The sequence below is a fragment of the Streptomyces sp. BE20 genome (genome assembly GCF_036322525.1).
In the GTDB taxonomy this organism is placed as follows: domain Bacteria; phylum Actinomycetota; class Actinomycetes; order Streptomycetales; family Streptomycetaceae; genus Kitasatospora.
Genome location: NZ_JAQYWW010000471.1, coordinates 1 through 13,644, shown reverse-complemented (window position 1 = coordinate 13,644; position 13,644 = coordinate 1). Strand labels below are relative to the sequence as shown.

Sequence of the window (13,644 nt, the reverse complement as noted above, 5' to 3'; positions counted from 1 at the left end):
GGAGGTCAGGACGTGGTCTTGGCGTGGCGCTCGCGGCCGAGGGTGGCCAGCAGGAGCAGGAGCAGCCAGGTGATCAGCAGGCTCAGGATGGAGACCGCGACCGACATGTGGGCCTGGCTGTTGCCGACCGTGTAGATCCAGACCGGGAAGGGCTGGTAGCCGAGGATCGAGGCGGCGGTGAACTCGCCGAGCACCAGGGCCAGGGTGAGGAAGGAGGCGTTCAGCAGCGCCCCGCGCAGGTTGGGCAGGACGACGGTGAACACCGCGCGCGGCCAGCTCGCGCCGCAGTTGCGGGCGGCCTCGACCAGGGTGCGGACGTCCACGGCGCGCAGGCCGGCGTCCAGTGCGCGGTAGGCGAGCGGCAGGCCCATCAGCACGTAGGCGATGACCAGGACCAGTGGGAAGTCCGGGTCCTGGACGAACACGAAGGTCTGGAAGAACGGCGTGTCCATCAGGTAGTCCGGGCCCCAGCGCAGCACGCCGATCAGGCCGGCGGTGAGGGCGACGGGAGGGACGACCAGCGGCAGGGTGCAGAGCACGTCGATCACCGGGCGCAGCTTCGGCGCGCCGAGCCGGACCGCGATCAGGGCGGGGACCAGCAGGAGCAGCAGCACCAGGACGGTGACGACGGCGAGCCCGAGGGTGAGCCAGAGGCTGTCGAGGAAGCCGGGCGCGGAGAGCAGCCCGGTGTACGCCTCGAAGGAGTAGCCCTGGGGCTCGTCGATCGAGAAGTAGCCGGCGGCGGCGAGCGGGACGACAAAGTAGATTCCGGCGATTCCCAGGACGGCGCCGCGCCACCAGCGCACCTTGGCGCGGCCGGTACGGGTGGGGGTCAGCTGAGCCATCGGGCGCTCCGGCGCTGGAGGGGGAGGTACACGGCCATCACGAGGACGGCCACGACGATCATGTTGAGGCTGAGGGCGAGGGCGAGGTTGCCCTGGCCGACCAGCACGTTGCCGGAGAGCGCGTCGGCGATCGAGCGGCTGACCAGCGGGACGGTCGCACCGACCATCGCGGCGGCGGTGGCGTACGCGGCGAAGGCGCTGCCGAACAGCAGGACGAAGCCGCCGAGCAGGGAGGGCAGCAGGATCGGCAGGGCGACGTGCCGCCAGTACTGGACGGTGGTGGCCCGGTTGTTCTGGGCCGCCTCGCGCCACTGCACCCGCAGGCCGTCCAGGGCCGGCGTGATGGTGAGCACCATCAGCGGGATGAGGAAGTACAGGTACACGATGGTGAGTCCGGTGAACGAGTAGAGCGTCCAGCCGTGGTCGGTGAGGTGGAGCAGCTGGGTGACCTCGCCGGCGTTGCCGAGGGTGGCGACGAACGCGAACGCGAGCGGCAGGCCGCCGAAGTTGGCGAGGACGCCGGAGGCGGTCAGCACGGCCTGGCGCAGCCAGGTGTGCCGGGAGGTGACCACGGCCTGGGCGATCGGCAGGCCGATCAGGGTGGCGAGCAGGGCGGTCAGCGCGGAGAGCTTGAGGCTGCTCAGCATGGCCGTCCAGTAGGCGCCCTGGACGGAGGCGGTGATGTTGTCGAACGTGAACTGGCCGCCGCCGCCCTCCGCGTCGGTGGAGGTGGTGAACGCGCCGATCACGATGGCGACGGCCGGCAGGCCGAAGCCGACGAGGAAGAAGAGCAGGAGCGGGACGGTGGCGAGCCAGGAGGCGCCGCCGAGCCGGGCGAGCGGTCGCCGCCGGGGGGCGGGGACGGTGGTCGTGGGGGTGGACGTCGTGGCGGTTCCGGACGCCCCCGCGCCGCCACCGGGGTCGGTGGCGGCGGGGGTGGTCGGCACCGGGGTGGGAGCCGTGGTCATGAGTGCCTTTTCGCGGTGGAGTCGGCCCGAAGTGCGGTGCGGGGCGGGAGTGTCAGCCCGCGATCGCCTTGGTCCAGTTCTCGGTCACGACCTTCTTGGCGGCCGTGATCTGGTCCTGGGTCGGGAAGGTGGTGAAGGGCTTCTCGACGGTCGGCAGCTTGGCGGCGGCCGCGGCGTCGAGGGTGCCCTCCTTCTTCAGGGCGTCGAAGGTGGACGGGGTGGCGTAGCCGCCGAGGAAGAGGTTCTGGCCCTCGGCGCTGAACAGGTACTCCTGCCACAGGCGCGCGGCGGCGGGGTGCGGGGCCCACTTGTTGATGCCCTGGTTGTAGAACTGGGCGTAGCTGCCGTCGGAGGGGATGGAGACCTTCCAGTCGACGCCCTTGTCCTTGAACTGGTCGCTGTAACCGGCGTTCAGGTAGGACCAGTCGATCGAGATCGGGGTCTCGCCCTTCTCGATGGTGGCGGGGGTCGACTCGACCGGGTTGAAGTTGCCGGACTGCTTGAGCTTGCCGAAGAAGTCGATGCCGGGCTGGATGTTGTCCAGCGAGCCGCCGTTGGCGAGCGCGGCCGCGTAGACGCCGCCGAACGCCGAGCCGGACTTGGTCGGGTTGCCGTTGAGGGCGACCTGGCCCTTGTACTCGGGCTTGAGCAGGTCGGCGAAGGTCTTCGGGCAGCTGGCGATCTTCTTGGCGTCGCAGCCGATCGAGATGTAGCCGCCGTAGTCGTTGACGGCGGCGCCGGCCGCGTCCTTCTGGGAGGCCGGGACCTTGTCGAAGGTCGCGACCTTGTAGGGGGCGAGCAGGCCGTCCTTGACCGCCTGGAGCGCGAACGCGCTGCCGAGGTCGACGACGTCGGGGGCGCGGTCCTGGCCCTTGCGGGAGGTGATCGCGTTGATCTCGTCCTGGCTGGAGCCGTCCGGGTTCTCCTCCTCGACCTCCAGGCCGTACTTGGCCTTGAAGCCGTCGATGATCTTGCCGTAGTTCGCCCAGTCCCGGGGCAGCGTGATGACGTGCAGCTTGCCCTCCTTCTTGGCGGCGGCGATCAGGCCGTCGATGCCGCCGAGGTCGGCCGCGGAGGTGGCCTCCTTGGCGTCCTTGGTGCCGGCCTTGGCGGCGTCGCCGGCCTTGGCGGTCGAACCGGCGGAGCCGCAGGCGGTGAGGGAGAGCGCGGCGGCGGTCAGTACGGCCGCGAAAGCGGCGGCGCGGGCACGGTGCACGGTCACGGGTCAGTCTCCTGATCAGGGCGTACTGCGAGGGGTGCGTTTCGCGGGGATTCGTCGGGCGAGTGGGGTGGCCGGGGCGGCCGGGCCGGGGTGAGCGGCCGATTGTTCGGCGCCCGAGTTGACTAGCCAACTTCGCTGACGGGGGTAAGTACGCCGGAGCCCGATGACGGGAAGGTGAACGGATGGCCCAGTCCCGGGGTCGGCTGCGGGAACGGTCGAATCAGGTCGCCGGCGGATGATCGCCGGAGTGCGATGCTTCGGTGGCGCAGCGGGATAAGGTCGGGCTGTCCGCGCCGGTACGGCTGTGCAGGACACCGCCCCTGGAGGGACATTGACTGACGTGGCAGTGGAGTCGGGCCGTCCGGCCGCCGAGGACCGCGCCACCGGCGCGCTCTACCGCAAGGTCGCCGCCGACCTGCGCGAGGCGATCACCACCGGCGCGTTCGGCGAGGCCGGCCGGCTTCCCGCCGAGGGCGCGCTCGCCGAGCAGTACGGCGTCTCGCGCGGCACCGTCCGCCAGGCGCTCGCGGTGCTCCGCTCGGACGGGCTGGTCACCTCGCGGCGGGGCACCCGCCGGGTGGTGCTGGGAACGGCCCGCGTGCAGAGCTTCTCCGAACTGCTCAGCTTCACGCACTGGGCGTACTCGATGGGGGAGGAGCCCGGCGGCATACTCGACTCGCTGGTCCGCCGCCCGGCCGACGCCGCCGAACGCGAGCAGCTCCGCCTGGAGCAGGGCGCGGACGTCTACGTGACGGTCCGGCTGCGCACCCTCTCCGGCAAGCCGGTAATGGTGGAGCGGACGGTCTACCCGCCCCGGGTCGGCGAGATCGTCGCCGAACTGCCGCCGGACGTCGTCTCGCACACCGAAGTCCTGCGCGAGCACGGCATCCTGTTCACCGACGCCGACCACACCATCGACATCGTCGTGGCCAACGCGGACGACGCCCGGCTGCTCGGCTGCCGCCGCGGCGGCCCGCTGCTGCGCGAGCGGCGGCGGACCACCGACCCGACCGGCACCCCCGTGGAGTGGTCCCAGGACCGCTACCTGCCCGGCACGGTGGCGTTCAGCGTGCACAACTCGCTGGCCGCGTCGGCGCTCTCCCGGCACGCCCGGGAAGTGGACTGAACCCTCGGCGGGGGGATGCGGACGGCGTTCGCGGCTCGGGGGCCGGAGCGCGCGGCGGGGTGGTGGGCCGGTCGGCCCACCACCCCGTTCCCCGTCCGCCCTCCGGAGGTTCAGCGCATCAACGCGGCCAGCAGCGGGCGGAAGTGCGCGAAGCCCGGGGTGTCCGCGTCGGCCTCCTTGGCCTGCTCGTCCCAGCGGCGGACCGCCACCGCGTCCTCGGCGCCCGGGTGCGCGGCGAAGGCCGCGGCCTGCTCCTCGGACATCGGGCCGCCCTGCACCCGGAGCGTGTACTCGGAGGCCTCGGACAGCCGCGCCCGGTAGCCCGGCTCGACCGCGCACAGGTAGCGCTTGGCGGCCACGTGCAGGCGGACCGGGTCGGTGACCTCCGGGCCGAACCAGCGGGCCAGCCAGTCCGCACCCGTGTCGCTGTGCCGGTTGTCCTGACCCTCCATCAGATCCCTTCCGTGCAGAGCCCCCTGGAAGTGGCCGACGTCGTGCAGCAGCGCCGCCGCGACCAGGTGCGGGGCCGCCCCGGCCGCCTCGGCCAGCGCGCCGGCCTGGAGCATGTGCTCGGCCATGGTCACCGCCTCGCCCAGGTACTCGCCGGCGCCCTCGCCCGCGAACAGCTCGGCGATCGCGTCCAGTGCGGCTGCCCGGCGGTGCAGTACGGCGAGGGTGCTGGCCAGCGAGTCCAGGTCGGCGTAGCAGCCCTGGAGGTGGCGGTGGCCGTCCTTCTCGAAGGCCGTCCGGGCGTGCATCAGGCGGACGTTGTCGAAGATCAGGCAGTCGCCCCGGTCCAGCCGGAACTCCAGCTGCAGCTCGGGGCGGAGGGTGATCGCGGCGAACCGGCGGTAGGCGTCGTAGAACGCGTCCAGCTCCCGGGCGGTCCCGCGCAGCGTGCCGATCGAGCGGTTGTTGAACCGCACCTCGCGGATCCGGCCGAGCGGATCCACCTCGATCAGCGGTCGGTCGGCCCGCAGTTCGGTGTCCCGGTCGCGGAAGACGAACGGGACGGGCGTGCGGGTCAGCACCGCGAAGGACTCCGGAGCCTCCTCGCGCAGGACCGCGGCCGCCGTGAACCCGTCCACCAGGCCGGAGTCCCCGCCGGTCGCCGAGTTCTCCAGGCAGTGCAGCAGCTGGAGGGTGGGGACCGGATCGCGGTACGGGTTGTCGGTGTGCGGGGTGATCGCCGCGCTGGTGAAGGCCAGGTTGTTCGGGTCCGGCTCGACCCGGACGTCGAACAGCTCGCCGTAGTTGGTGACCCGCACGTGCCCGAAGGTCCCGGCGACGGCGAGCACCTGCCGTTCCACCGCAGGCACCCCGCGCAGCACGGCGAAGCCGGACCGGCGTACGGCGGTCAGGACGGCGGCGCGCTCCGCCGGGTCGGCCAGGTAGGCCGTCCACTCCGCCTCCGGGAGGCCGTCGGCGAAGTCCGCCGCCGTCCAGAGGCGCTTGTCGGCCTCCGTCCGCCCGTCACCGTCGACGGTGCCGCCGGCCCGGCCGCCGGGCGCCGCCCCGGCCAGCCACTCCAGCGGGTAGCGGGACCGGTGCCCGTCCGACCAGAGCACCTCCAGGTGCCCGCCCTGCCCGTCCTGCCCGGTCTGTGTGCCCTGCTCGGTCTGCGAGGCGATCGCGAGGTCGTCCGGCAGGTCGGTGATCTGGAACAGCTTCTGCCCGTTCCGCGGGTCGCGGCATTCGGCGCAGGGGCAGTTGTCGCGCAGCCAGTACGGCGGAAGCTCGGGCATGGGGTTCCTCCTGGGCGGTCTCACGAGTGAAGTTGTATAGCCAACTTTGCGTTGTGAGGAGCCTCTCGGGCGCCGGTGAGATCCGCGTGGCGAAACGATGAACCCCTCGGGAACAGAAGCTCCCGAGGGGTGGTGAGACGTGGCCCGGCCGGGCGGAGGGTTCGGTCACCCGAAGGAGGGGCCGACCGCCTCCCAGGCGGCCTCCGCCGCCTTGAGGGCGGAGGTGGCGTCGGTGCCGGTGGCGGTGGCCAGGGCGGTGAGGGTGGCGCGGACCGTCCCGGGGGAGGCGGCCGGGCCGTAGTGGTTGACGCGGAGCATCCCGGCGGCGAGTGCGCCGCCACCGGCCTGGACGGGCAGGGTCGGGTCGAGGCGGCGGAGCTCGGCGGCCAGTGCGGCGGCGTCCAGGCCGGCCGGGGTGCGCAGGGTGGTGGCCACCGGGGCGGCGTGGGCGTCGTCCGGGACGAACGGGGCGAGGGTGCCGAGGGCGCGGACGCCGGCCCGGACGGCGGCGGACGCCGCGCCGTGGCGGGCGATCACCGCGGGCAGCCCGTCCGCCTCGATCCGGTCCAGGCAGGCGCCGAGCGCGAGCATCTCCAGCTGGGCCGGCGCGTGCGGCAGGACCGTCCGTCCGGCGTCCGTCCAGCGCTCCTTCCAGTCCAGGAGGGAGAGGTAGGAGCGGCGCGGGGCGGCCGGGTTGGCGGTGATCCGCTCCCAGGCCCGCGCGGAGACGGAGACGGCGGAGACCCCGGCCGGCCCGCCCATCGCCTTCTGGCCGCCGATCACGCACAGGTCGACGCCCCAGGCGTCGGTGAGCAGCGGTTCGGCGGCCACCGAGGCGACCGCGTCCAGCATCAGCAGCGCCCCGTGCGCGCGCACGACGGCGGCGATCTCGGCGACCGGGTTGGTGTTGCCCGTGGCGGCCTCGGCGTGCACCAGGGAGACGAAGTCGACCTCCGGGTGCGCGGCAAGCGCCTCGGCCACCTGCCCGGCGGTGACGGCGGTGTCGAACGGCACGGCGAGGTCGACGACGTTCGCCCCGCAGTCGCGCAGCCAGCCGCCGAAGGTCTGCCCGTACGGTCCGGTGACGATGTTGAGGGCGGTCGACCCCGGGTGCGCGGCGCTCCGGATCGCGGCCTCCAGCGGCAGCAGGGCCTCGCCCTGGGTGACGATCACGTCGGCGGTGGTGTGCAGCAGCGCGGCCACCTGGTCCTCGACGGCCGCGAAGTCGGCGGCGCTGAACGGGGGCAGGTCGAGGTAGGGGCTCACGGGGTCGGGCCTCTCACGTGGGGGAACGGTGACCGGAACGAGTCTGCCCCATCGGCGGTCCTTACAGGGAATGCCGTCGTCGGTAGAGTGCGGGCCATGAGCGATGGCACGGTGCTGCACGTCCGGGGTCGGGTGCTGGTCGGTCCGGAGGACGTCCGCGACGAACTCTGGGTGGTGGACGGCCGGGTGACCTTCGACCGCCCCGCGGCGGCCGGTGACGTCCGGAGGGTGGACGGCTGGGTGCTGCCGGGTCTGGTGGACGCGCACTGCCACGTCGGCCTGGACGCGCACGGCGCCGTCGACGCCGCCACCAGCGAGAAGCAGGCGCTCACCGACCGCGACGCCGGCACGCTGCTGATCCGTGACGCCGGTTCGGCCGCCGACACCCGGTGGATCGACGAGCGCGAGGACCTGCCCCGGATCATCCGGGCCGGCCGGCACATCGCCCGCACCCGCCGCTACATCCGCAACTACGCGCACGAGATCGAGCCCGGCGACCTCACCGCCTACGTCCGGGCCGAGGCGCGCCGCGGGGACGGCTGGGTGAAGCTGGTCGGCGACTGGATCGACCGGGAGCGCGGCGACCTCGCCGCCTGCTGGCCCGGCGACGCCCTGGCCGAGGCGATCGCGGCGGCGCACGAGGAGGGTGCGCGGGTCACCGCGCACTGCTTCGCCGCCGAATCGCTGCCCGACCTGCTGGCGGCCGGCATCGACTGCGTCGAGCACGCCACCGGCCTGACCGAGGAACTGATCCCGGCCTTCGCCGAGCGCGGCGTCGCGATCGTCCCGACGCTCGTCAACATCGCCACCTTCCCGCGCCTGGCGGTCGGCGGCGACCTCAGGTTCCCGGCCTGGTCCGCCCATATGCGGCGGTTGCACGCCCGCCGCTACGACACCGTGGGCGCCGCGCACGACGCGGGCATCCCGATCTTCGTCGGGACGGACGCGGGCGGCTCGATCGCCCACGGCCTGGTCGCCGACGAGGTGGCCGAGCTGGTCAAGGCCGGGCTGAGCCCGGCGGAGGCGCTCTCGGCGGCCACCTGGTCGGCGCGGGAGTGGCTGGGCCGTCCGGGCCTGGAGGAGGGGGCGTCGGCCGACTTCGTGGTGTACGCGGAGGACCCGCGGGCGGACGTCCGGGTGCTCGCCGACCCGCGCCAGGTGGTGCTGCGCGGGAGTCCGGTGGGGTGAGGCCGGGCGGACGGCGCGGGGGCGGCGCGCGGCCGTCGGCGGCCGGGCGGGCCGAAGATCATCCGGGTGAACGGGCTGTCGTTGTAGGCCGATAGGGTTACGCCCATGGCACCGCGTCCACTGAATGAGATCGTCGAGCCCGGGTGGGCCACCGCGCTGGAGCCGGTGGCCGGGCGGGTCGCCGCCATGGGCGACTTCCTCCGCGCCGAACTGGCGGCCGGCCGTACGTACCTGCCCTCCGGGCCGAACGTGCTGCGCGCCTTCCAGCAGCCCTTCGCCGATGTGCGGGTGCTGATCGTCGGGCAGGACCCGTACCCCACCCCCGGCCACGCCGTCGGCCTCAGCTTCTCGGTGGGGGCGGACGTCCGCCCGATCCCGGCCAGTCTGATCAACATCTTCCAGGAGTACGGGAACGACCTCGGTCTCCCGCAGCCCTCGAACGGGGACCTCACCCCCTGGACGCAGCAGGGCGTCCTGCTGCTGAACCGGGCCCTCACCACCGCGCCGCGCAAACCCGCCGCGCACCGGGGCAAGGGGTGGGAGGAGGTCACCGAGCAGGCGATCCGTGCGCTCGCGTCGCGCGGCGGCCCGCTGGTGGCGGTTCTCTGGGGCCGTGACGCGCGCAACCTGCGTCCGTTGCTGGGGGAGATTCCGGCGATCGAGTCCGCGCACCCGAGCCCCTACTCGGCGAACGGCGGCTTCTTCGGCTCGCGCCCGTTCAGCCGGGCCAACGAACTGCTGGCGCGGCAGGGTGCGCAGCCGGTGGACTGGCGACTGCCGTAGCCGGGCTGCCGTCGCCCGGCTGCCGTGCCGGTGGTCGTAGCCGGAGGCCGTTGCGGCGGGCCGTGGTGTTCCTGGGCGTCAACCTCACCCGAACGAGTGAAATGACGTTCTGTGTGACTCATGTGACGGATTGTTCGAGAAGACTGGCGGCTCGTCGTTCGGAGCGCCAGCCCCTTGGCCCCGCCCCCGCGGGCGGGTGATGTCGGAGGTGCGCTCCTCCTCGTCACCACCCGTGGGGGTACCGCCATGTCCTCGTACCGTTCCGTTCCCGTCGCCACCGTCGCCGCCCTCGCGGTGGCGGCGCTGATAGTCCCGGTGTCCGTCGTGCCGTCCGTCGCCCACGCCACCGCACCGGGGGCGCCGGGGGCGTCCCCGGCGACACCGGCCGAACCGGCGGCCTCCACGGGGGCGTCCCCGGCGCCCTCCGCCGGCAAGGCACGCGCCGTCACCGCCGAACTCGACCTGGACGTCAGCCTGTTGAACAAGACCGTGGACGTTCCGGTGAACATCGCACTCAACACGGTCGAGACCCCCGCGCAGAGGGAGGGGTCCGTCCTCACCGCCGTCGTCGAAGGCGTCGACCAGCAGGGCCCGGTCACCCTGGTCAGGGCCGACCTCGGAAAGTCGGTGACCAAGGTCGACGCCAAGGGCGCCTCCGCCGCCGTCCAGCTGGTCAACGCGGACGTCCACGCCCCCGGCCTCCCCGCCACCACCCTGCTCGGCCTGGAGGCGCTCAGCGCCACCGCCACCTGTCCGGTCGACGGGCGGCCGACCGCCGACGTGGTGGCCCCCGCGAAGCTGACCCTCCTCGGCAAGCCCGTCACCGTCAGCCTGTACGGGCCGACCAGGGTGGAGGTCCCGCTGGTCGGCAGCGTCTCGGTCGAGTTCTCCAAGAAGACCACCACCTCGACGACGGCCGCCGCCTCGGCCCTGGAGGTGCGGGTGGAGGTCAACCCGCTCAGCCTCAACGTCGCCAAGGTGACCGGGACCGTCACGGTCGCCTCGGTGAGCTGCGAGAAGCCGGTGCCGACGCCCTCCGCCCCGGCGCCCACCACTGCCCCGGCCGTGGCCCCGCCCGCCGAGGTGCCCGCGGCCCGGCCGGTGGGGGACGGCACTCCCACCGGCGCCGCCGGTACCGGCCGGGCCGCTGCCGCCCCGCCGTCCGCCACCGGTACGCAGGCCGCCCGCCGTCCGGCCTCCGCCGCCCCGGCCCCGGCCTCGGCGGACCACCTCGCCGCCACCGGCGGCAGTGACTCCACCGCCCCGCTCGCCGCCGGAGCCGCCGCCCTGGTCGCCGTCGGCGCCTGCGCCCTCTGGGCCACCCGCCGTCGCCGGGCCGCTGTCGCCGCCCACGCCCGCAGGCGCTGAAACCCGCCCCGGATCCCGTGCGGGAGTGCCATCTGCGGCACTCCCGCACGGTGACGGTGCCGACGCGGACGGTTGGTTCACATGGGCGTTACATGAGAGGAACAACCGGGAAACGGCGGCTTGCGACGCTACGCGGGCACCCACCACTCAGTTTGCGAGGGACACCGCCGTGGCAATCAAGGCCGAGTACATCTGGATCGACGGCACCAAGCCGACCGCCAAGCTCCGCTCCAAGACTCGGGTCCTGCCGAACGCCGACAAGATCCCCACCTGGGGCTTCGACGGTTCCTCGACCAACCAGGCCGAAGGCCACGCCTCGGACCGAGTGCTGGAGCCGGTCAAGGTCACCAAGGACCCGATCCGCGGCGGCGACAACATCCTCGTCCTCTGCGAGGTCCACGAGACCGACGGCACCCCGCACGAGTCGAACACCCGCGCCCTGCTGCGCACCGTCGCCGAGCAGTACGCGGCGCAGGACTCGATCTTCGGCATCGAGCAGGAGTACACCTTCTTCAAGGGCTCCCGCCCGCTCGGCTTCCCCGAGGGCGGCTTCCCGGCCCCGCAGGGCGGCTACTACTGCGGCGTCGGCGCCGAGGAGGTCTTCGGCCGCGAGATCGTCGAGCTGCACCTCGACCGCTGCATGGACGCCGGCCTCGCCATCTGCGGCATCAACGCCGAGGTCATGCCCGGCCAGTGGGAGTTCCAGATCGGCCCGGTCGACGCCCTGACCGCCTCCGACGACATGTGGATCGCCCGCTACCTGCTCTACCGCACCGCCGAGGAGTTCGGCATCGACGCCACCCTCGACGCCAAGCCGGCCAGGGGAGACTGGAACGGCGCGGGCGCGCACACCAACTTCTCCACCCGGGCGATGCGCGAGGGCTACGACGCGATCATCACCGCCTGCGAGTCGCTCGGCGCCTCCCAGGAGATCGTGCTGGAGCACGTCAGCCAGTACGGCGACGACATCCAGTCCCGCCTGACCGGCAAGCACGAGACCGCCCCGTGGAACGTCTACTCCTACGGCGTCTCCAACCGCGGCGCGTCGGTCCGCATCCCGTGGCAGGTCGAGGTGGACCAGAAGGGCTACATCGAGGACCGCCGCCCGAACGCCAACGTCGACCCGTACGTGGTCACCCGCCTGCTGATCAAGACCTGCTGCGCCGCCCTGGAGAAGGCCGGCCAGGTCTGAGCCACCGCTCACCGGTAACAGCTGAAGCGCCCGCCGGGCCTCCCCCTGCTGCACGGGGGAGGCCCGGCGGGCTTTTCGCGTGGTCGGGGTCAGTCGGAGTGGATGACGTCCGCCAGTTCACGGGCGAGAGCGGCGAGTTCCGGCAGACGCCGCGCCAGGTTGCGCAGGTGGATGGCGTACGCCTCGCGCTGGACGGGGCCGGCGGTCTCGGTGATCACCCCGGCGATCTCGCGTGCGGCGTCGGCCTTGTCCGCGCCGAGCATGAGGACCAGTGCGAACAGCCCGCCGGAGGCGTGGTTCAGTAGCTCCGGGCAGGCGGTCCTGACCGCGTCGAGACGGCCGAGGTCCGCGGCTTCGACGGCCGCGAGTGCCTCGGCGACGGCGAGGTCGGGGTCGGTGACGATCCCGTAGACCTGCTGTAGCGGCATGACCCGGGCCAGGCGGACGACCGCGAGGTGTTGGCGGACCTCCGGGTCGTCCACCTGCGAGAGCACCTCGGAGAACCGGGGGTCGTGCAGTTCCGACCGGTGCGCGGCGTGGAACGCGTGGGACTCGGGCCAGGTGGGGACGGCCGCCCAGGCCGCCGCGAGGGCCAGCGCGTCGTGCTCGCGCCGGCCGGCGGCGAGGACTGCGGGGAGGCCCAGGGCGTCGACGTCGTCGAGCACGGCGGTGATGTCGGCGATGTCCTGGTCCCCGGGGAAGACCTCGCCGGCCAGGCGCAGGAGGCGCCGTGAGGCGGGCGCCCGGAGGCCGTCGGCATGGGCTTGCAGGAACCTCTCGGTGTCGGGCCAGCCCTCATGGCTCCCCCAGGCATCGAGGAGACGGATGAAGTCGCTCGGAAGGGGGTCGGTGGCCCAGCCGGGCAGACCGCTCCCGAGAGCGGGGAGATGGGACACCAGCGTGCGGATCTCCAGTCTGGCGGCGCCCAGCTGACGCGGTTCACCGTCAGTGGCGGCGCCGGTGGCCTCGACGAGCAGTTCGAGTGCGCCCCGGCCGTCGCCCCGTCCGGCGAGCCAGAATGCGTAGTGGGCTCGTAGGACCGCCTGCGGGAGGGGGTGGCCGCGGAGGGCGGTCACGGCGTCCCGCCAGGCGGCGTGCACGGGTTCGGCGTCGGCCTGCTGCGCGGCGAGGGCGTGGAGGCTGGTGGTGAGGCCGGAGAGGAAGGCGGCGGGGTCCGCTTCGGCGAGGCGCAGGTGGTGGCCGACGGCTTCGGCGGTGGAGGCGAGGGCCCCGGCCCGGTCCCCGAGGTCGAACTGCTGGTTGGCGAGGTTGCCGAGGTTGCCCGCGAGGGCGGGGAGGTAGGCGGCTGGATCGGTGTCGGCGAGCGCGCGGTAGAGGGTGACTGCTTCGGTGGAGGTGGCCAGGGCCGTCGCGTTGCCGCCCGAGCTGGACTGCTGGACGCCCAGGTTGCCCAGGGCGCCGGCGAGGTCGGGGAGGAAGGCGTCGGGGTCGGTGTCGGCGAGCGCGCGGTAGAGGGTGACTGCTTCGGTGGCGGAGGCCCGGGCCGCCGTGTCGTCGCCTGCGCCCGACTGGTGGATGCCCAGGTTGTCGAGGGCGCCGGCGAGGTGCGGGAGGGAGGCGGCCGGGTCGGTGTCGGCGAGGTGGCGACAGATCGTGACGGCTTCGGTGGCGGTGGCCAGGGCCGCAGACCGGTCGCCGTTGTCGGCCTGTTGGGCGGAGAGGGTGCAGAGGGCGTCGGCGAGCTTGATGAGGAAGGCGTCGGGGGAGGGCCCGGTGTCGGCGAGCTCGATGTAGTGGCCGACCGCCTCCGTGGCGGAGGTCAGGGCGGCTGCCCGGTCGCCGTGCTCGGCCTGCCGGGTCGCGAGGTTGTTGAGGGCGCCGGCGAGCCGGGGGAGGTAGGCGGCGCGGTTGGTGTCGGCGAGCGTGCGGTAGTGGGTGACGGCTTCGGTGGCGGAGGTCAGGGCGGCTGCCCGGTCGCCG

10 protein-coding genes and 1 pseudogene are annotated in these 13,644 nt (G+C 73.3%); 5 read left to right on the top strand and 6 right to left on the bottom strand.

Features of this window, described 5'->3' with window-relative positions; genetic code table 11:
- Positions 1-5: 5 nt before the first annotated feature.
- From PUR61_RS05730 to PUR61_RS05720, 3 genes are read right to left on the bottom strand one after another with little or no spacing between them, the layout of a single operon-like run.
- A complete protein-coding gene (locus PUR61_RS05730) occupies positions 6-845 on the bottom strand; it encodes an ABC transporter permease (RefSeq protein WP_329876275.1) in 840 nt (279 codons plus the stop codon).
- Positions 833-1,813, bottom strand: a complete 981-nt coding sequence (locus tag PUR61_RS05725; protein WP_329876273.1) for an ABC transporter permease — start codon at positions 1,811-1,813, stop codon at positions 833-835. The genes PUR61_RS05730 and PUR61_RS05725 overlap by 13 nt, the downstream gene beginning before the upstream one ends.
- A 52-nt stretch (positions 1,814-1,865) precedes the next feature.
- Positions 1,866-3,035 (bottom strand): ABC transporter substrate-binding protein, encoded by a 1,170-nt coding sequence (locus PUR61_RS05720; RefSeq protein ID WP_329876271.1) that lies wholly within the window; start codon positions 3,033-3,035, stop codon positions 1,866-1,868.
- Positions 3,036-3,375: 340 nt separating this feature from the next.
- On the opposite strand from PUR61_RS05720, the gene PUR61_RS05715 reads away from it, so the two are divergent.
- Positions 3,376-4,161 (top strand): GntR family transcriptional regulator, encoded by a 786-nt coding sequence (locus PUR61_RS05715; protein ID WP_329876269.1) that lies wholly within the window; start codon positions 3,376-3,378, stop codon positions 4,159-4,161.
- 110 nt (positions 4,162-4,271) lie between these two features.
- Here the strand turns inward: PUR61_RS05715 and tmpA are convergent, their stop codons facing one another.
- Complete coding sequence (tmpA, locus tag PUR61_RS05710) at positions 4,272-5,906, bottom strand: 2-trimethylaminoethylphosphonate dioxygenase (protein WP_329876267.1); 1,635 nt, start codon at positions 5,904-5,906, stop codon at positions 4,272-4,274.
- 165 nt (positions 5,907-6,071) lie between these two features.
- Positions 6,072-7,172 (bottom strand): pyridoxal-phosphate-dependent aminotransferase family protein, encoded by a 1,101-nt coding sequence (locus tag PUR61_RS05705; RefSeq protein WP_329876265.1) that lies wholly within the window; start codon positions 7,170-7,172, stop codon positions 6,072-6,074.
- A gap of 96 nt (positions 7,173-7,268) precedes the next feature.
- Here PUR61_RS05705 and PUR61_RS05700 point away from each other — a divergent pair, with 96 nt between their 5' ends.
- From PUR61_RS05700 to glnII, 4 genes are all read left to right on the top strand, one after another.
- On the top strand, positions 7,269-8,360 hold the full coding sequence (locus PUR61_RS05700; RefSeq protein WP_329876263.1) for an amidohydrolase family protein: 1,092 nt from the start codon (positions 7,269-7,271) through the stop codon (positions 8,358-8,360).
- Positions 8,361-8,465: 105 nt separating this feature from the next.
- Positions 8,466-9,143, top strand: coding sequence for a uracil-DNA glycosylase (locus tag PUR61_RS05695; RefSeq protein ID WP_329876261.1), 678 nt, complete (start codon positions 8,466-8,468; stop codon positions 9,141-9,143).
- A 246-nt stretch (positions 9,144-9,389) separates the two neighbouring features.
- Positions 9,390-10,511, top strand: coding sequence for an SCO1860 family LAETG-anchored protein (locus PUR61_RS05690; RefSeq protein WP_329876259.1), 1,122 nt, complete (start codon positions 9,390-9,392; stop codon positions 10,509-10,511).
- 169 nt (positions 10,512-10,680) lie between these two features.
- A complete protein-coding gene (gene glnII, locus PUR61_RS05685) occupies positions 10,681-11,703 on the top strand; it encodes a glutamine synthetase GlnII (protein ID WP_329876257.1) in 1,023 nt (340 codons plus the stop codon).
- Between the two features lie 89 nt (positions 11,704-11,792).
- Here glnII and PUR61_RS05680 read toward each other — a convergent pair.
- A pseudogene (locus PUR61_RS05680) lies at positions 11,793-13,644 on the bottom strand (hypothetical protein); the annotation flags it as partial.